The following is an 18,884-nucleotide window of genomic DNA, read 5'->3' as shown; positions in this document are numbered from 1 at the left end:
GCTCGTAATTTTAAGTCAATGCTTTATCTGGCATGTACTATCGTTCATTGTAAGATGAATTGAAGACACGCCCTAGTAGTGGTGTAGATGCCTATGCTTCTTACTTTAATCATCAACAAGATGATTTGGACTTGATCCTTATAAAAGGAGCAGACATTCCATTGGAGGACACCAGGCAATGGGAGACTGCCAAGAGCAATGTGAATGATGAGGTTCTATTGCGTCGCAACCAAAAACATTATATCGCCATGAATTGCCGTGACTTTTACTCTTATAGAGTAAAGGAGCTCATCTCTGGCGGAGGTTGGTGGGGTAAGGTGCAACATGGATTGACATTGACCTGTGCCGTTGCTCCTTTAGCCCATAAGGTGGGCTATGGAACGGTATACATTGCTGCCACAGATACGCCGGATTTTAAGGTGTTTTGGGGGTCTATGCCTGAGATAGATAATAATGTGAAATGGGCTAATACTCATGTAGTGCATGACTGCTATCACATGCATCGCACTGACAAAGTAGAGTCGATAGTCAAAAATACAAAGCGGCTCAACAAAAAAATAAACCTCCGAGTTTGCTATTCCGAATTCAATAATGGCCTTAACTGCAATCAATGCGAAAAATGCTATCGAACGATTTTTGCCTTAACGTTATTCGGTTGCAACCCTAACGATTTTGGTTTCAATGTCGACAAAAACTTATATAAAGATATTGAGAAAAAATGGGAAGGAGGGTTTGTTAGTGAAGGCATTCGGTATGACTGGGAGCCTATGCTAGCACTGCTAAAAACGAATAACTTGTATCAGTTTGCAGGTTATGAACATAGCACACAACAACTAGAAGATAAGCTCAGATCTGCACTGCTATCAAAGATTGTTCATGAAGATTCGAAAACGGCAAAAAGCAAAAGAATAATAATTGCGACCTTTCCTAAAGCATTCAAAAAATACTTAAAAATTAGAGGGCTATTTAGATGAAATATGGTCTGATGACGTATACGGAAAATAAGAAGACTTTCAATATTGGCGACTATATTCAAAGCCTTGCTGCTAAGCAATTCTTGCCGCAAGTCGATTGTTTTATCAATCGTGAAAAGCTTGCTGAGTATCAAGACAGCGAGGCCATATTAATTATGAACGGTTGGTTTACACACAATACGACCAATTGGGTACCATCGAAAAATATAAGACCGCTGCTTATATCGTTTCACGTAAACAATACGGCCGCGCCTAATATGTTGAATGATAAAGGTATTAACTTTTTAAAAAATAATGAGCCTATCGGTTGCCGAGATTATTTCACGATGAACTTGTTACAAGCAAAAGGTATTGATGCTTATTTTTCAGGTTGTCTGACATTGACGTTAGACAATTACAGGGTTGATGACTCTGAACGCGGCAATGATATTTATATCGTTGATCCATTATATGGTTTCCCAAACAAGCAGCGCATTTTCTACGATATCAAATCATTGTTAAGAGCGACTCGCAATGGTGATATTTTTAATATGCATCTCAAAAAGAGATATCTCAAAAAAATATTCACAAGAGAGTTTTTGAGAAAAGCACATTATATTAAACAGGAATTACCAGCAAAAACTTATACAGAAGAGCAGAAGTTTGCAATGGCAGAAGCGCTCTTACATAAATATGCACGTGCAAAACTGGTCGTTACGTCACGTATTCACTGTGCGCTACCATGCCTTGCTTTAGGTACGCCCGTTATTTACATCAATGGTTTCGACAGTTTTGTTGACTCATGTAGATTAGATGGTCTGGCAGACTTATTCAATCGTGTGGATGTGGACCGATCTACAGGTAAAGTGAGCAACAGTTTTAATATAAAAGGAAAGATAAGTTCGAAATCAAGAGTGGTAAACCCTATTTTTTATAAAAATCTAAAAAATTCTATGAAGGATAAATGTCAGGAGTTTATTAAGAATGATTTTATATCTAGTTAGTCGTTAAATCTATTAATTAGATTAAGAAAAATGAGGGTTGATTTTTATCTTAATCAAGTATTTGGTTTTTTATCTAAAGGAGTATGGAGCGATGAGTATGGATAGAAAGATCCATTACTGCTGGTTTGGTAAAAATCCTAAGCCAGATTCGGTTTTACAGTACCTTGAAGGCTGGAAAAGAAAGCTACCAAAATATGAAGTTATAGAATGGAATGAAAGTAACTTTGATATAGATGTTTGCAAATATGTGAGAGAAGCTTACGATTCTAAAAAGTATGCTTTTGTTAGCGATTATGCGCGATTATTAGCTCTTTATAACTATGGCGGTATTTATTTAGATACAGATGTAGAGGTTCATAGGAATTTAGACCCTCTATTAAAAACAGGCAAGCTCACTTTCGGTTTTGAAGAATTAAATTTTATCGCAACCAGCACGATTATTGCACCGAAGTCTAGTGCGTTTATCAAACAGTTTTTAGACAGTTATCATGCTAGAAGCTTTATAAGTAGTACAGGAAAGCTAGATACCAGTACCAATGTGCAAGCGCTTACAAGATTGCTAGAGGATATTGGACTAGAGAAAAATGGTCGCTATCAAAGGTTAAGCTTTGAGGGAGAGGATATTATTATTTTAGAACAAGACAGGCTTTCCCCTTTTGATTATATCAATTACCGCGACAGATCAAGCGCCAACACTTATACCGTTCATCACTTTAGTAACTCTTGGGCCAGTGCTAACAGCCTTAGGAAAAGCAAAATAAAGAAAATAGTAGGAAAAAATAACTTACGTATTCTTAGAAAGATATTTAGTTAGTGCTTTGATATATCTTATGAACTTCGCCTTAATTCTGTAAAGGTATGTGACCAATGACGACTATAAAAATATGTGTGATAGCGGATCAAATATACAAAAGCGGAGGGATCGAAAGAGTCCTTTCTCACCGTATTAATCATTGGATTAAGTGTGACTACGATGTTCATCTAATAACCAGTGAAAACGAGGGAAATAGTCCGTATTTTTTTTATGATTCAAAAATGATTCATCATGATATAGATGGTGATTTTGATAAATCACTTTCGCTATTTTCTTCTGCCAATTTAGTAATGGCTTGTAAGTATTTTTTTAAAATTAAAAAAATATTAAATAAAATAAGTCCTGATGTAATAGTTATGACGAATTATAACTACGATTATTATTTTATACCTCTAATAGCGAATGATATTTATTCTATCAAGGAGTACCATTCTAGTTTTTCTGAACAAAAAAATATAATAGGAAAAATAAAACGCTATTACACTAGATTTTACGACACACATGTTTTTTTAAGTCAGGAAGAAAAAGCTTTGCACTCAATCAATAATTCCGTAGTGATACCTAATCCGGTAAGTATGTCCAAAAATTACCCTATTGGGCTATCAAAACGTAGAAAAACCATAGTAACCGCAGGACGTGTTGTCAGCATTAAAGGCTTTGAGCGATTAATTGAAGGCTGGTCAAAAATCGCGGAAAAGTATCCAGATTGGTCTCTTGAGATATATGGAGATGGAGAAGTAGATTACGTCGAGTCATTGAGGCTATTAATTTCTAAGAACAACCTAACCTCAAGTGTGTCTATTTATCCCTCTATTCCTGACATCGTGAGAAAAATGCTAGATAGCCGAATATATGCTATGAGCTCGCTCACAGAATGTTTTCCGATGGTGCTGTTGGAAGCGATGCAAGCTCGAATGGCAGTGATAGCATTTGATTGTCCAACAGGCCCTCGAAACATTATAGATAACTATAAGACAGGTATATTGATCGAAGACAATAATATTCATGAATTTGCAGACGCTCTAGAAAAGCTTATCAATAATGAAGCGCTTGCTCAAGAGCTAGCAGACAATGGATTTATAGAATCGCAGCAGTATGACACAGGTACAGTAATGAAAAAATGGAACGTGTTAGTCAATAAAGCGTTTAGTAAGAGACAGTAATCAATACCTTGCTATTAATGAGTCAGATGCTCTAGTTATGGTCTAAAGAGGAATTAATGCTTCCATACTTGTTGGTCCTCAGCCTTGTTGTTTTCTGGATAGTACTCGAGAAAAAATCTCTCAATCGTACGTCTTTTTGGCTGCCTTTGATTATATTGACTTTGTTTGCAAGTATTCGTAGCTATCGAGTGGGTGCTGACACCGCCAACTACACAAGAAACTTTAATAATCAATTGAGTCCCGAGTCCTTTAGATTTAATGAAGATATTGAATACGGTTACCAACTATTTGAATATTCATTGCTGCATGTGACAAATAACTATTTCTGGCTACTGCTTATTACCAGTTTCGTTATCGTCTATTGTTATCTAAAGATCATCAGAAGATACAGTGTGAATTATTGGCTCTCTGTGTTTTTGTTTATTACGCTAGGCGTCTATACCTTTTCGTTCAATGGATTGCGTCAAGGAATCGCAATGGCTTTGTTTACTTTAGCCATTCCTTATCTGTTAGAGAAAAGGCTTTTTCCTTATCTATTGATATGTGCCATTGCCTCATTTCTTCATATCACGGCTTTATTTATCATTCCATTTTATTTCATCGTAAATTTGAGAGTAAAGCCAGCTTATAAAATACTTGCGACGTTTTTTGGGTCGCTATTCGTTAGTAGATTACTTGTATCTTATATTTCATCTACTAATGATCGATATGAAGATTACGCAAAAGTATCTGAAGAGTCGGGCGGATTTTTGACACTTGGGTTTTATATATTGCTTATGCTTTTCATAATCATTGCGAGCTATGTATATAAAATTAAAGATAAAAACTTTCAACAGCTATTGCTGTTTTATGCGTCAGGCGTAGTTTTTGTTATACCGCTAGCGATGTTAGGTACTAGCGCTTCAGGCCCGCAAAGAATCATTTCGTACTTCACATGGACTTTAGTTTTATTACTGCCTGTGGTTTTGAAAAAGATAAACAATATTTATGTCTATATCATCAGCGTGTTGATCTTCCTTGTGTATTTCCTATTGACAACATCAAGGTTCAGCGACCTGAGTCCCTATATTATCAATCCTATATTTGAGGTGTTCTGATGAAAAGTCATGCTTATATCTCAATTGGCATTCCTATCTATAACGCTGAATCTTATTTGGCGACAGCCATAAAGTCGATATGGGCGCAGACACATGAGCTGTGGGAGCTTATCTTGATAGATGATGGTTCTACAGATAACTCGCTAGCAATAGCCAAACAGTTTGAGAAGATTGATAGCAGAATAAGAGTGATATCTGATGGTTCCAACAAAAAACTACCTGCTCGATTAAACCAGCTTATTGATGAATCAAAATATGATTATATTGCCCGTATGGATGCTGATGATCTCATTCATCCAGATAGACTGGCTATTCAAATAAATTTTTTAGAGAACAATCCCAGTTATGACTTAGTGTCGACTGGCGTAGTATCTATTGATGCTCAAAACAAGGTGTATGGCTGTCGTCATGTAGACCATTTATATGCAAGATTTGAGAGTATAGAGACGGCATATCCCATTGTCCATGCGTCTATTTTGGCAAAAAAAAGTTGGTATGAGCGTAATAGATACAATGAGAATTATCCACGATCTGAAGATTATGACCTGTGGTGCAGAGCCATATCCAAACAGGATTTGCGCTTAGCTGTGCTCCCAGACTTGCTCTATTACTATAGAGAAGAGGGTAATTTGTCATTAGCAAAAATTGTTCGATCCTATAAAGATAGTCTTACAACATATAGTGAGTATAAAAGAACCAATATTATCGACAGTGCTAAGTTAGAAGCAAAAATAGGCGCGGTAAGGTTATTAGACTCGCTAGGGCTCTTGCAAAAGATAGCCAATAAGAGAAACAAAATAACGATGTCTGAGGAGCTCCAAGAAAACCATCAAGCGGTTGTTAATGGTTTGGTTGCTGAATAAATTTATCAATGAAGTAATGCTGAGGTGCTTAAATGAAACCAAAAATATGCTTTATTATGACGGACGCCGTTTCTTTTAATGTGTTGTATCGCAATCAGCTTGAATATATTAGAGACTTTTCAAACTTTGAGATTACGTTAATTTGTGGTGGCAGTAGGGAGCAGTTAGATATTTTACGAGCTCGTAATTTAGGAGAAGTGGTTGATTTAAATTTTCAGCGCAAGCCTTCTGTACTACAAGATACCAAGTCATTATTACTATTAACTCGTTACCTGTTTACTAAGCGATTTGATATTGTGGTTTATTTAACACCAAAGGCTTTATTGTTAGGAAGTATAGCCAGCACACTCGCTATGCAAAAGAGAAGGGTTGCCTTTAGTGTGGGACGAGCCTATGAGAACTTTTCAGGCCTAAAGAAACGCACTTTTCAGGGTCTTGATAAACTTAGTTTTGGTCTTTCTCATGAGGTTCTATTCGTTTCTGATTCTTTAGTAAATGTGTGCTTATCAGAGAACCTCCTTAAAGAAAACAAGGCGCGTGTCATCGATAATGGCTCATTTAACGGTATTGATGTTGATGTGCTCAGACCGGTAGAGCAAATGGAAAAACAAAGGTTGAGGCAACAGTATGAAGTGCCTGTAGACGCTTTTGTGATTTGTGTTGTTGGTAGAATTTGCGAAGATAAAGGTCTAAAAGATATTGGTGAGATATCTGAAAGCCTTAAATCAGAAAATGTTTACTTCATGTTCGTCGGAGATTTTGAAGATGACATCGGCAAGGCGGTCGTTGATAGAGTAGTGAAAGAAGGTAAGGGCGTATATATACCAGCCAATCCAAAAGTAGAAGAAGTAATTCAATGTGCTGATTTGCATCTGTTTTTAAGCTACCGAGAGGGTTTTGGGAGTGTTGCTATCGAAGCGGCTAGTTGCGGTGTGCCAACGTTTGCTTATGATGTGGTTGGTGTAAAAGATAGTGTAAAACAAGATATTAGCGGCCAAAAGTTCCAGTTGAAAGCCCCTGTGACTGTGACAAAGGCCATCAAGCAAGCAATCGCTGATACCAACTTTAAAAATAAGTACCCTAAAGCGAGAGCTTGGGCGGTTCAGCACTTCGAACAAAAAGAACTATGGCAGAGTTATTTGGATTTTTATCTACACCATATAAATAAGGTCTAACAGATGATAAAACGACTATTTGACATTATAGGTGCAACTACTGCTCTTGTGGCGTTGTCTCCTATCTATGCTGTGACCGCCTACAAAGTGAGTAAAAACCTTGGTTCGCCTGTTTTATTTCGTCAGATTCGTCCAGGTCTGTATGGCAAGCCATTTGAGATGATAAAGTTTCGTTCCATGAAGGATGATATAGATGCAGATGGCAATCCTTTGGAAGATGGCGCGCGATTAACATCATTTGGTAAAGCGCTGCGTAACACCAGCCTTGATGAGTTGCCTGAGCTTTGGAATGTGATTAAAGGAGATATGAGTTTAGTGGGCCCGCGACCATTATTGATGGAATATCTGCCATTGTATAATGATGAGCAAGCGCGCCGACACGATGTCCGCCCAGGTATTACAGGGTATGCTCAAGTCAATGGTCGCAATGCTATTGGGTGGGATCAGCGGTTTGCACTGGATACATGGTATGTGGACAATCACTCACTGTGGTTGGATATCCAAATTCTATTTAAAACAGTGAAAAAAGTTATTATCAAAGATGGTATCAGTGCGGATGGGGAAGCGACCATGAGTAAATTCATGGGCAATAGTATTAATAAAGAAATGCTTTAAAAAAATACTCTTCGCTGATAGCAATATAGCTAATTAAAAAAATTGCGTATCAAGAAAGTCATGATAGATAAGAAGGTTAATAACATAGTGAGCAGTTTATCGTAGAGTGGACACAACATTAGACATAAGTACCATAGAGGAACATATGCTAAATACCCCTTTTTCACCTTGGCCAAGTTTTACTCAACAAGAAGCCAATGCCGTCAGCCAAGTATTGTTGTCCAATAAAGTCAATTATTGGACAGGCGAAGAATGTCGTCAGTTTGAGCGAGAGTTTGCTGATTGGACAGGTAGCAAGTATGCAATAGCGATGGGTAATGGAACTTTGGCGTTGGATGCCGCGTTACAAGCACTCGGTATAGGTGCAGGTGATGAGGTCATCGTCACGCCGCGTACCTTTATTGCCAGTATCTCATCAATCGTCAATGCAGGAGCGACGCCCATCTTTGCAGATGTTGATGCAGCAACTGGTAATATCACAGCTGAGACCATCACAGCTGTACTGAGTGATAAAACCAAAGGTATCGTGTGCGTCCATTTAGCTGGCTGGCCATGTGATATGGACAACATTATAGCACTGGCAGATGAGCACAGTTTATATGTCATTGAGGACTGTGCTCAAGCGCACGGGGCACGCTATAAAGGACGAAGCGTTGGTAGCATCGGTCATATTGGCGCGTGGAGTTTTTGCCAAGATAAGATTATGACCACAGGAGGTGAGGGCGGTATGGTCACCACCGATAGCGAGCTACTATGGCGTAAAATGTGGGCGTATAAGGATCATGGTAAGAGTTATGCTGCAGTCTATGAAACTGAGCAATCACCTGGTTACAACTGGCTCCATGAGAGCTTTGGAACCAACTGGCGTATGACTGAACTACAAGGGGTCATAGGACGTATCCAACTGGAGAAAATGAGTGAGTGGACAGCCAAACGGGCTGCTAATGCGCAAGCCATACTAGAGGCCTGTAGCAAATGGGAGGCCAAAGGCTACCTTTATGTACCGAGACTAGAGCATTTAGCGGAGTTCTCAAATACGAACCACGCTTACTATAAGTTATATGTCTATGTGCAACAAGAAAACCTAGCTAATGGCTGGACACGTGATCGCATTATTGAAGCGATTAATCATCAAGGCGTACCTTGTTTTTCTGGATCTGCGTCAGAAGTTTATTTAGAAAAGGCTTTCGATGATACAGGGTTGCGTCCAAGCATTAGATTGCCAATGGCAAAGCAGTTAGGAGAGAGTAGTCTAATGTTTTTGGTTCATCCTACGCTTACGGCGGCTGAAATTGAACAAACAATAAAGGCTATCGATACTGTATTTAGCTCAATGGTCAAATAGAGCAAATCTATAGTTGATAAAGTATTGTTTTTAAAAGTCTAGAACGAAATAAACGTTATTTTGCTAAAAAGCTATAAGATAGTTGGCTATAAACACCCAGTATTCTTTAATTGACTTATTAAATAAATTTATCAGTATTTTGGCTTTATCTTACGCTAGGATTTTGCAGCGGACACAGGTACAATATTATTATCAGTCAAAGGTTGACGAAGCAAAAGACAGGCATGCAAAGTACTTGCACGCGCTGTCTTTATTTTTTCATATCGTACCCTCTATTGGAGTTACTATGTCTATTGCCCAAGAGTCCGCCACCGTTTTGGACGGCAAAGCACTTGCCAAACAAATAGAACAGGATCTACGCACGCGCGTGGATGCGATCAAAGATAAAACGGGGCGCACCCCAAGCTTAGCGACGATATTGGTTGGTGATGATCCAGCCTCTGCCACTTATGTCCGTATGAAAGGCAACGCTTGCAAGCGTGTTGGCATGGACTCTATACGTGTTGAGATGCCGAGTGCCACGACCACTGAGCAGCTCATGGCAAAGATTGATGAGCTAAACAGCAATCCAGATGTACACGGCATTTTGCTACAGCATCCTGTTCCTGAGCATATCGATGAGCGTGCTTGCTTTGAGAAAATCGACTTGGCAAAAGACGTCGATGGTGTGACTTGTCTTGGTTTCGGTCGTATGGCGATGCAGCAATCGGCTTATGGCTCTTGTACACCGCAAGGCATCATGCATCTATTAGAGCATCATAATATCGAGCTGTCGGGTAAAGAGGCAGTGGTTGTAGGACGTAGTGCTATTTTGGGTAAACCAATGGCGATGATGCTATTGAATGCGAACTGTACGGTGACTATCTGCCATTCAAGGACTCAAGATTTGGCGGCGCATATCAAGCGCGCCGATATTGTTGTTGGTGCGGTAGGTGTGCCTGAGCTGATCAAAGCAGAATGGATCAAAAAAGGTGCGGTAGTCGTTGATGCTGGTTTCCATCCAACGGATAACGGCGGTGTTGGTGACATTGAAATGCAAGGTATGGAAAACATTGCTAGCGCGTATACACCAGTGCCAGGCGGTGTTGGCCCAATGACCATCAACACGCTTATTCGCCAAACGGTCGATGCGGCTGAAAAATCAGCAGGTTTGGGTATTAACTAAAAAGCTAGTCATGTGAGTGCTGATCGCCGATAGATAAAGGGCTTGAGGCAAAGTAGCCTCAGGCCAAATCAACCACCTCTCAGTTGATAGGACCTAAAAATGGCTAAAAAAGACGTAGGTATTCATGAGCGACTACAAGGTATTGGTAGAGAGTTTGTCGATGTCTGTCATTACGTTATCTTATTTTTAATCAGTGTGGTGGTGGTCTGGACGGCAGGTAAAGAGTTTATTTATATTGTCCAAAAAGGCTCAGCGGATTTAAAAGATATTTTGATGCTATTCATTTATCTTGAGCTGCTGGCTATGATAGGGATTTACTTTAAAACCCATCGTCTGCCCGTACAGTTTTTGATATTTATTGCCATAACTGCTTTATCACGACATCTAGTGGTCGATGTGCAGGCAGTTTCAGATTATTTTCATCTATGGTTGCTGGCCACCATTTCTGTGGCAATTATGCTATTGAGTGGGGCTATTGTCATACTGACTTGGACGGCAAAAACATTTGGTCGCCCAGAAGACAATCTTGATAGACAGTATGCAAATTTGACGGTCAAGGCCATGCTGCCTGACAATGCTCAAGCCCCAGACAGCCATACCAAGCACCGCCGTGAATAATGATTGACGATCAGCATAAAAAAGGGCTACCAGTGGTAGCCCTTTTTTATATATGAATGGGTCGTCACAACCATTTGAGCCGCTTAAAGTTGTAATACAAGAAGCTACAAAGAGCGATGATCATTATCATAATAATGAAGTAAGCGTACTTCCAATGTAGCTCGGGCATAAAATCAAAGTTCATCCCATAGATACCAGCGATGGCGGTTGGTACGGCGAGGATACCTGCCCATGCCGCAAGCTTACGTACGACTTCGTTCTGTCCCATATTGACCATTGCCATATAAGTGTTCATGACCACGCTTAGCATCTCATTAAGACCATTAATGGCATCCAATGAGTGCAGGAGATGGTCATTCACATCGCGAAAATATGGCTTGGCTGCTTGAGAAAACCCTGAGACTATCTCGCTTTTTTTATGATTGATAAAAAAGCTACAGATGTCTTGCACGGGTAGGATAATGGCGCGCATATGCACCAGCTGTGATTTGAGCTGATATAGGTTTTTTAATGTGCCTTTATCAAATTCATAGGTGAAAACATAACGCTCTTGCTCACGCAAATATCGTCCCAATCGATCGGTGATCGGCATATAGTTATCAACGATAAAATCGAGTATGGCGTGGAGTACAAATATGGGACCCATGCGTAGCTTTTCTGGGCGACGATGACAGTGCTCGCGTACAGGCGCATAGGAGTTTGACGGACCATTACGAATCGTAATCAGGTAGTTTTTGCCCATAAATATCGCAGTCGTACCATAACGAATGACATTGTCTTCGAGTTTGGCCGTACGTAGCACCACAAATACCATATCGTTGTCGTAGTTCTCTACCTTGGCTCGCTGGTGGTCAGCAAAGGCATCTTCAATCGCCAATTCGTGTAGATCAAAGGCGTCTTTTACCTTGACCATAGTTTCTAGGCTGGGGTCGTAAAGACCGAGCCAAATAAACTGGCCATTATTACTCAGCGCACGGCTCACATCAGTAAGGGCGATTTTGTCTAGATTTTCGCCTGTTTTTCGTGAGTAAGCATAGCAATTAACCACTTCATCCTTACTTGATGAATCAATATCTTCATAGCGCTCAGAGTCAGGATCATAGACCGTCATGGTCTCGATGGTATCCTGAGTCGTGGCTTCAGCATCGCCGTAGATATAGCTGTCATCATCATCTAGGTAGAGATGCCGGTCATTCATATTGGCATAAATGTGGCTCATATTAGAGTCAGGTGCAATGTGAGCCGTTTTTTTGATTAATTGGTTATTGTCGTTTTCCACACACCCTCCTGTCATATAATGACCAGCTGCAAGAATAAAAATTTGTCTTAAGCGCAGCTGTTATTATTTGGTCGTCTTATCTATGAACAACCTTTTACAATGCATAGCTTTTTAGCGTGTCGATATCTACTAATGCCAATAGGCTCTCGTGGCAAGCTTCTAGTTTTATCTGCGGAGCAATTTCGAAATCTAGTGCTTCAACCCAACGCAGGGCGCAGATACACCAGTAATCACCAGGCTTGAGACCGGCAAAGTTATATTCAGGCAAAGGAGTGATAAGGTCATTGCCACGACTGGCTGAGAAGTTTAAAAACTCGCTGGTCATCTTGGCACAAACGGTATGTTGACCAACATCATGGTTGCCCGTATGACAAAAGCCATTGCGATAATAGCCAGTGATAGGGTCGAAGCAACAGCTGGCAAGTGCTGTACCTAAGACATTGGTTTGGTTAATGGCAGGGTTTGGGTGGTAATCAGATGACATAAGGCTTCCGAGATAAAAATATGTGTTAGTGTACCATGAGTCTGTATTGATGACGCTGCCGTAATCATGCTCATCAGTGTATGTATAACAAAAAATAAACGCTATTTTGGCCTGTCAATGCCGAGCTAAATATATGAGTGTTAACGACTGCATCTACCGTACTAATGAGAAGCACTTAGACAGTAATTAGATGCGGATTGTGGCTAATTGTCACTAGGCGAACCTTGAGTGCTATGCTAAACTAAAGCATAAAGTGCCTTGATTATTTGTCGCAATTTTTTAGCGCATAAAGATACTCGTCTTATCATTCTAAATTATACTTATTACTCACCCTCTTAAAGTCACCTGGTTTGTTTATAAATAATTGGGTCAATGATGTTGCGCGTTAAAAATAAAAACACTCGGCGTCAATACTTGGTAAAACAACCTTTGAGTACCGCATCAGTACCGCGTTTTTGGTAAGCGATACGCCAAACAAGGATTTATTGTGTCTGTTAGTTCTGATTCTGCAAAATCTGCCCAGCAAAACCCTCCAAATGAAACAGCAACTCAGTCTGCCAAAAGCAGTACTGCATCTAATAGCATGCCGTACTTGAGCAACTTTGGTAGTGATGTTGCCAATAGCTGGCTGTTACCTGATGGAGTGGTCGATGTCCTGTTTGAAGATGCACATAAGCAAGAAGTGCTTAGGCATCAACTGATTGAGCAGCTTATCACTCATGGTTATCAGCTGGTTTGTCCGCCTATGATTGAGTTTACTGAATCTTTGCTAAGTGATGCATCAGAAGATTTGAAGCGTCAAACCTTTAAGATTATCGATCAGTTGACGGGCCGTCTAATGGGCGTGCGCGCGGATATTACTCCGCAGATTTTGCGTATCGATGCGCATCATGGCGGTACGGGGATTGCTCGTTATTGCTACGTCGGTGATGTGATTCATACGTTGCCATCAGGGTTGTTTGGCTCACGCACGCCATTGCAGCTAGGCGCTGAGATATTTGGCTGTGCATCACTGGCAGCAGATATTGAGTTGATCGATGTGTTGTTTACCATGGTAAATAAACTCAATATAAGTGCAGCGCTCCATATCGATTTGGGTCATGTAGCGATATTTAAGCGTTTAGCCGAATTGGCTAAGTTGCCAGACAGCACCACTGAGCAATTGATGTACTTATATGCCAATAAAAACTTACCAGAGCTCAAGCGTATTTGTCGAGACTTGCCGATGGGCGATGATTTTTATGTGTTGGCACGCTTTGGTCATGACATTGCAAACTTATTATCTAAATTGTCAAACACAGCTCAACAAGACGATCAAATCGCGGCCGCTGTCGATGAGTTACAACGCCTTAAGTCGTATTTAGAAAATCACTGGCAGTGCCCAGTCAGTATCGATGTGACAGAACTATCAGGCTACCACTATCATACTGGTATCGTGTTCAATGGTTATATTAATAGTGAGACGCAGCCACTAGTACGCGGCGGACGTTTTGATGGTATGCAAAGTCAGACCCAAGCGTTACGCGCGGCCACAGGCTTTAGTATGGATGTCAGTCGCTTGCTGGCGCATACGCAGCTTGAAGCCCCAACCACAGTACTAGTTGATTTTGCTGCTATAAACAATGCCAACGAAGATGAGATGCAGACACTCTTACAACAAGTTGAGAGTCTACGTCAGCAAGGCTATCGCGTTACCATGCCATTAGACGCACAGGACAGCCCAAATGACGTTACTCATCGCTTAAGTTTTGCTGACAATCAATGGCAACTGCAAACGGTTTAATGAGTCATTTGTTAAGCGAGCGCTCATTAAGCACCACTTATTAGCACGCTAAGTTTTTAGATAGAAAGCTTTTTTATATAGAAAGATATCGTCAATAAAGTCACTTTAATTTTTTAGCTTTTATTGCACACACCTCAATACATAAAGGTAAGGATTGATCATGGGTAAGAATGTTGTAGTCTTGGGTAGCCAATGGGGCGACGAAGGTAAGGGTAAAATCGTTGATTTACTTACCGAAAAAGCCTCAGCAGTAGCCCGCTTCCAAGGCGGTCATAATGCTGGTCACACGTTGGTTGTCGATGGCAAAACCACGGTCTTGCATTTGATTCCATCAGGTATCTTGCGTGAAGGCGTTACTTGCTTTATCGGTAATGGCGTGGTGTTAGCGCCTGATGCATTGCTCAAAGAGATGAAAGAGTTGGAAGACAACAACGTACCAGTACGTGAGCGTCTACGTATCTCTCCCAACTGCCCACTTATCATGCCTTATCACGTGGCCCTTGACCAAGCGCGTGAAGCCAAGCGCGGTAGCGGCAAAATTGGTACAACAGGTCGCGGTATCGGCCCTGCCTACGAAGACAAAGTCGCACGCCGTGCTATCAAGCTTGCTGATCTGTTCCGTAATGACTTAGAAGAAAAACTACGTAACTTGATTGAGTATCACAACTTCCAGCTGACTGAGTATTATAAAGTTGACGCGATTGACTTTGATAAGACGTACAAGCTTTGCCAAGAGTGGCGCGATGAGATTAATGGCATGGTTACTGATGTCACCGAAGACCTTAACCAATTGCGTCTGGCTGGTAAAAACCTCATGTTTGAAGGTGCGCAAGGCACACTACTTGACATCGATCATGGTACTTATCCGTTTGTGACCAGCTCAAGCGTAACCGCTGGTGGCGTATCAACGGGGACAGGTATCGGTCCATTGTACTTAGATTATGTATTGGGCATCACCAAGGCTTATACCACGCGTGTTGGTAGTGGCCCATTCCCAACTGAATTGTTCGATGATGTGGGTGCTCACTTAGCCAAAGTCGGTCACGAGTTTGGTGCAACAACTGGTCGTGCGCGTCGCTGTGGCTGGTTTGATGCTGAGGCATTACGCCGTGCAGTGGTACTGAACTCTATGTCAGGTATTTGCTTGACCAAGCTTGACGTACTAGATGGTCTTGAAGAGTTGCTCATCGGTGTGGGTTATAACCTACCTGAGACTGAGTGTGCCGGCGCACATGATGCTGAATTCTATGAGTCAGTAACGCCTAAGTATGAAACGATGCAAGGCTGGAGTGAGTCAACCGTCGGTATCACAAGCTATGATGACCTACCAGAAAACGCTAAAATTTACATCAAACGTATCGAAGAATTGATTGGTTGCCCAGTTGATATCATCTCGACCGGTCCTGACCGTGAAGAAACGATTGTATTACGCGATCCGTATGATGCTTAATTGGTTATAAAGATATTGTCTGTTTTATTTACAAAACCCTGATGCCAAACATTGGGGTTTTATTTTTGGTAAATAAGAAGATTGATGAGCGGTAAAACCTTGCTCAATTTATCTTTGTGTAAGTTATCGCCATAAATTAATCCTATCATTTATACGCTTAATCATTATATTGACATACTTCCACCACTTTCGCCAAGCTCAAGTGGGGAATTCTAAAAGCATAAGCTCTTAGGTGGCTTTCTCACGAAGGTCACAAGTTTTCTGTTTCAAAGGGCGACCTTTAACGCATCCTCCCTCCGCAGACAAAACGGCATGTCCTGCCGCTAATATATTACGAGCCGCATTAACATCTGCGTTCGTAACATACCTGCATTCGACGCACTCAAAGTTTGCTTGAGTGCGTCTATTTTCCTTGGCAATATGCTTGCATTCAAAGCAGGTTTGGCTGGTGTAACGTGGGTTTACCTTAATGAGCAACCCGCCTTGCCATTGTTGCTTGTACTCAAACATATTAACCATCATGCCCCAGCCTTGATCTAAGATTGATTTGTTTAATGCTGATTTGGCTTTGACATGCCGACCTTTTTTCTCCATCGTACCGCTAGCTGATCTCGACATATTGGCGACTTTTAAATCTTCACAGGCAATCATGGCGTGGTTTTTGCTGATCGCGGTAGTGATTTTATGCAAGTAGTCATGGCGAATATTGGCGATGTGATTGTGTAATTTTTGAATCTTACGGTTTTGCCTTTTCCAGTTTTCACTGAACTTTACTTTCTTACTTAATTGACGCTGCAATTTGGCAAGTTTAATTTGATTGGCTTTAAAGCTGTTTTTGGGTTTGATGTATTGACCGTCTGAGGTGGTAATGAGTTTAGTGATACCTAAATCAATACCTATGGCGCTTTTGGAGGGGTGAGTTGGGTTCTCAGATAATGCTCGCTCAGTGCCAAACGACACGTACCAGTGACCTGATTTCTTGCTGATGGTGACGTTTTTAATGGTGCCGATGATATCTTGTGATTTTTTAAATTTTACAAAGCCCACGCCATTAGGTAGTTTGACGCGATTACCTTCAACACGGCAATATTTATCAAACTGAACAAGCCTGATTGAGTCGCAGCCATCGGATTTACGTTTAAATCTTGGCATCAGTTGTCGTAGTTGAATCTCTGTGCCATCACTTAGCTTAAAAAACTTGGGTTTTCGGAACTTCTTTTTGTTTTCTTTGAGCCTAGCATGAACTTTAGGGTCGAAAAATCGTGACCAAGCAGAGGCAAGATCACGTACTTTTTGTTGTAAAGACACAGCATTGGCATGGGTTCTTAAGAAGTCAAAATCAGGATTGTTCTTTAGAACCATGATTTTATTAACCAAGTTGGTGGCATTAATAAATTCATTTTTGGTAAACATCTCAAATGAGATCGCTAGCATTTGATTCCAAACAAAGCGTGCAGAGCCGACAAGATTATTTAGAATAATCTGTTGCTCTGCATTAGGCTCAAGCCTAAATTTATACGCTTTGTTGATTTTCATAACGCCGATTCATTTTTTTTGATATAATATAAACTCTAAAGTTTACAATAATTTATTTCAATATATTATTTGTGTAAAGATATAATATAATAAACGAAACGCTAGGCGAAATTCAATTCCACCCTAACATCAGGTGGAGTCCTTTTTCACGTTTTGATAAGCAATAATTCTGTTTTGGTCTGTCTTGAATTTATATTTAGGGGCTGTAGTAGATAAGCACTATGCTAGACTACTTTTATGAAGATAACCCATTGTAAACTAAGTAAAAAAGTACAGCGAAGGCTGTTAGAGTTTTTCACAGCTGAAGTGACTGCTAGAACAGCCGCAGATTTGCTTGATATTCAGCCTAATACTGCTGCACTTTTTTATCATAAAATAAGACTTGTGATAGATTACCATCTCTCATTAGAAGCTGATGAGCTTTTTGATGGTGAGGTCGAATTAGATGAAAGTTACTTTGGCGGTGTACGCAAAGGCAAAAGAGGTCGCGGGGCTGCTGGTAAAACCGCTGTATTTGGTATTCTAAAACGAAACGGTAAGGTGTATACCATTGTCGTAGCAGACACCAAACAGACTACTCTAATGCCTGTTATTAAGCGTAAAATCAAGCCTGACAGCTTTGTTTATAGGGATAGCTATCGAAGTTACAATGCACTGGATGTGAGCGAGTTTAAACATTTCAGAGTCAATCACTCTAAAGAGTTCACTTGCGGTAAAAACAATCACATCAATGGCATTGAGAACTTCTGGAATCAGTCTAAACGAACACTCAGAAAGTATAATGGGATCGATAAGAAGAACTTCCATTTATTTTTAAAAGAATGTGAGTTTAGATTTAACTATGGTTCACCATCTAATCAGCTAAAATTCCTGAGAAAATGGTGTGATATTTAATCCTTATCTACTACAGCCCCTATATTTATATTGATAAATCATGAACCATTTCAATAAGTCTAAGCCAATATAGTAGTCGGAGATAAAATGAGAGGTTCGTGATAAGGCGACTTCTTTGCTATTTCATTTCTTATTTTAGTTCAATTTTTTAACCCACTCATCCATTAGGAGCTTTTCATGGCTAACGAACGTACTTTATCTATCATCAAACCTGACGCAGTTGCTGGCAACCACATCGGCGCTATCTATAGCCGCTTTGAAGAAGCGGGTCTAAAAATCGTTGCCGCTAAAATGCTACAACTTGATGATGAAAAAGCAGGCGGTTTCTACGCTGAGCACGCTGAACGTCCATTTTACAATGATCTAAAATCGTTCATGATGTCAGGTCCAGTATTGGTATCAGTACTAGAAGGCGAAAACGCGATCGCTAAACATCGTGAAATCATGGGCGCGACTAACCCAAAAGAAGCCGCTGAAGGCACTATCCGTGCTGATTTTGCGAGCAGCATCGATGAAAACGCGGTACATGGCTCAGATTCAGCTGAATCAGCAGCACGTGAAATCAGCTACTTCTTCAGCGATGATGAAGTTTGTGCACGTAAGCGTTAATAGCAGCAGTTATTAATGTCAGCTATTATTTAGCATA

The 18,884-nt window shown here is 40.5% G+C and carries 18 protein-coding genes; 15 read left to right on the top strand and 3 right to left on the bottom strand.

What is annotated here, in order from left to right:
• The first annotated feature begins 59 nt into the window (after nucleotides 1-59).
• The 11 genes from ACHUET_RS10605 to ACHUET_RS10555 all read left to right on the top strand — a co-directional run bounded on the left by ACHUET_RS10605 (nucleotide 60) and on the right by ACHUET_RS10555 (nucleotide 10,812).
• Nucleotides 60-974, top strand: a complete 915-nt coding sequence (locus ACHUET_RS10605; protein WP_394212680.1) for a hypothetical protein — start codon at nucleotides 60-62, stop codon at nucleotides 972-974.
• On the top strand, nucleotides 971-1,957 hold the full coding sequence (locus ACHUET_RS10600; protein WP_394212678.1) for a polysaccharide pyruvyl transferase family protein: 987 nt from the start codon (nucleotides 971-973) through the stop codon (nucleotides 1,955-1,957). Before ACHUET_RS10605 ends, ACHUET_RS10600 begins: the two co-directional genes overlap by 4 nt.
• A 97-nt stretch (nucleotides 1,958-2,054) precedes the next feature.
• Entirely contained in the window at nucleotides 2,055-2,771 is a 717-nt protein-coding gene (locus tag ACHUET_RS10595) for a glycosyltransferase family 32 protein (protein ID WP_394212676.1), read from the top strand.
• A gap of 53 nt (nucleotides 2,772-2,824) precedes the next feature.
• Nucleotides 2,825-3,934 (top strand): glycosyltransferase family 4 protein, encoded by a 1,110-nt coding sequence (locus ACHUET_RS10590; protein WP_394212674.1) that lies wholly within the window; start codon nucleotides 2,825-2,827, stop codon nucleotides 3,932-3,934.
• A gap of 56 nt (nucleotides 3,935-3,990) precedes the next feature.
• Nucleotides 3,991-5,031: an EpsG family protein gene (locus ACHUET_RS10585; protein WP_394212672.1), complete on the top strand. Its 1,041-nt coding sequence runs from the start codon at nucleotides 3,991-3,993 to the stop codon at nucleotides 5,029-5,031.
• Nucleotides 5,031-5,894, top strand: coding sequence for a glycosyltransferase family 2 protein (locus ACHUET_RS10580; RefSeq protein ID WP_394212671.1), 864 nt, complete (start codon nucleotides 5,031-5,033; stop codon nucleotides 5,892-5,894). Before ACHUET_RS10585 ends, ACHUET_RS10580 begins: the two co-directional genes overlap by 1 nt.
• Nucleotides 5,895-5,926: 32 nt before the next feature.
• Nucleotides 5,927-7,069: a glycosyltransferase gene (locus ACHUET_RS10575; RefSeq protein WP_394212669.1), complete on the top strand. Its 1,143-nt coding sequence runs from the start codon at nucleotides 5,927-5,929 to the stop codon at nucleotides 7,067-7,069.
• Nucleotides 7,070-7,072: 3 nt separating this feature from the next.
• A complete protein-coding gene (locus ACHUET_RS10570; RefSeq protein ID WP_394212667.1) occupies nucleotides 7,073-7,684 on the top strand; it encodes a sugar transferase in 612 nt (203 codons plus the stop codon).
• Nucleotides 7,685-7,829: 145 nt separating this feature from the next.
• Nucleotides 7,830-9,029: a DegT/DnrJ/EryC1/StrS family aminotransferase gene (locus tag ACHUET_RS10565; protein WP_394212665.1), complete on the top strand. Its 1,200-nt coding sequence runs from the start codon at nucleotides 7,830-7,832 to the stop codon at nucleotides 9,027-9,029.
• A gap of 286 nt (nucleotides 9,030-9,315) precedes the next feature.
• Nucleotides 9,316-10,194 carry a bifunctional methylenetetrahydrofolate dehydrogenase/methenyltetrahydrofolate cyclohydrolase FolD gene (gene folD, locus ACHUET_RS10560; protein ID WP_394212663.1) on the top strand — a complete coding sequence of 293 codons (879 nt, stop codon included), beginning with the start codon at nucleotides 9,316-9,318 and terminating at the stop codon, nucleotides 10,192-10,194.
• A gap of 99 nt (nucleotides 10,195-10,293) precedes the next feature.
• Complete coding sequence (locus tag ACHUET_RS10555) at nucleotides 10,294-10,812, top strand: phosphate-starvation-inducible protein PsiE (RefSeq protein WP_058024361.1); 519 nt, start codon at nucleotides 10,294-10,296, stop codon at nucleotides 10,810-10,812.
• A gap of 64 nt (nucleotides 10,813-10,876) precedes the next feature.
• On the opposite strand, the gene corA is transcribed toward ACHUET_RS10555, so the two are convergent.
• Together corA and ACHUET_RS10545 are read right to left on the bottom strand one after the other, a co-directional pair.
• Entirely contained in the window at nucleotides 10,877-12,031 is a 1,155-nt protein-coding gene (gene corA, locus ACHUET_RS10550) for a magnesium/cobalt transporter CorA (protein WP_394212685.1), read from the bottom strand.
• A 154-nt stretch (nucleotides 12,032-12,185) separates the two neighbouring features.
• On the bottom strand, nucleotides 12,186-12,575 hold the full coding sequence (locus ACHUET_RS10545; protein ID WP_394212661.1) for a DUF2237 family protein: 390 nt from the start codon (nucleotides 12,573-12,575) through the stop codon (nucleotides 12,186-12,188).
• A 487-nt stretch (nucleotides 12,576-13,062) separates the two neighbouring features.
• Between ACHUET_RS10545 and ACHUET_RS10540 the strand changes: the two genes are divergently transcribed.
• Nucleotides 13,063-14,358 (top strand): ATP phosphoribosyltransferase regulatory subunit, encoded by a 1,296-nt coding sequence (locus tag ACHUET_RS10540; protein ID WP_394212659.1) that lies wholly within the window; start codon nucleotides 13,063-13,065, stop codon nucleotides 14,356-14,358.
• A gap of 160 nt (nucleotides 14,359-14,518) precedes the next feature.
• Complete coding sequence (locus ACHUET_RS10535; RefSeq protein WP_394212658.1) at nucleotides 14,519-15,808, top strand: adenylosuccinate synthase; 1,290 nt, start codon at nucleotides 14,519-14,521, stop codon at nucleotides 15,806-15,808.
• A 228-nt stretch (nucleotides 15,809-16,036) separates the two neighbouring features.
• On the opposite strand, the gene ACHUET_RS10530 is transcribed toward ACHUET_RS10535, so the two are convergent.
• On the bottom strand, nucleotides 16,037-17,344 hold the full coding sequence (locus ACHUET_RS10530) for an RNA-guided endonuclease InsQ/TnpB family protein (RefSeq protein ID WP_394212656.1): 1,308 nt from the start codon (nucleotides 17,342-17,344) through the stop codon (nucleotides 16,037-16,039).
• A gap of 237 nt (nucleotides 17,345-17,581) precedes the next feature.
• Here ACHUET_RS10530 and ACHUET_RS10525 point away from each other — a divergent pair, with 237 nt between their 5' ends.
• Together ACHUET_RS10525 and ndk are read left to right on the top strand one after the other, a co-directional pair.
• Nucleotides 17,582-18,238 (top strand): IS1595 family transposase, encoded by a 657-nt coding sequence (locus ACHUET_RS10525; protein ID WP_394212654.1) that lies wholly within the window; start codon nucleotides 17,582-17,584, stop codon nucleotides 18,236-18,238.
• 177 nt (nucleotides 18,239-18,415) lie between these two features.
• The gene (gene ndk / locus ACHUET_RS10520) at nucleotides 18,416-18,847 is read left to right on the top strand and encodes a nucleoside-diphosphate kinase (protein WP_394212652.1); all 432 of its coding nucleotides are present in this window, start codon (nucleotides 18,416-18,418) and stop codon (nucleotides 18,845-18,847) included.
• Nucleotides 18,848-18,884: the final 37 nt, after the last annotated feature.

Source organism: Psychrobacter piscatorii (assembly GCF_043641605.1).
In the GTDB taxonomy this organism is placed as follows: domain Bacteria; phylum Pseudomonadota; class Gammaproteobacteria; order Pseudomonadales; family Moraxellaceae; genus Psychrobacter; species Psychrobacter piscatorii_C.
The sequence above is the reverse complement of the archived record's forward strand: the minus strand, read 5'-3'. Positions and strand labels throughout refer to the sequence as shown.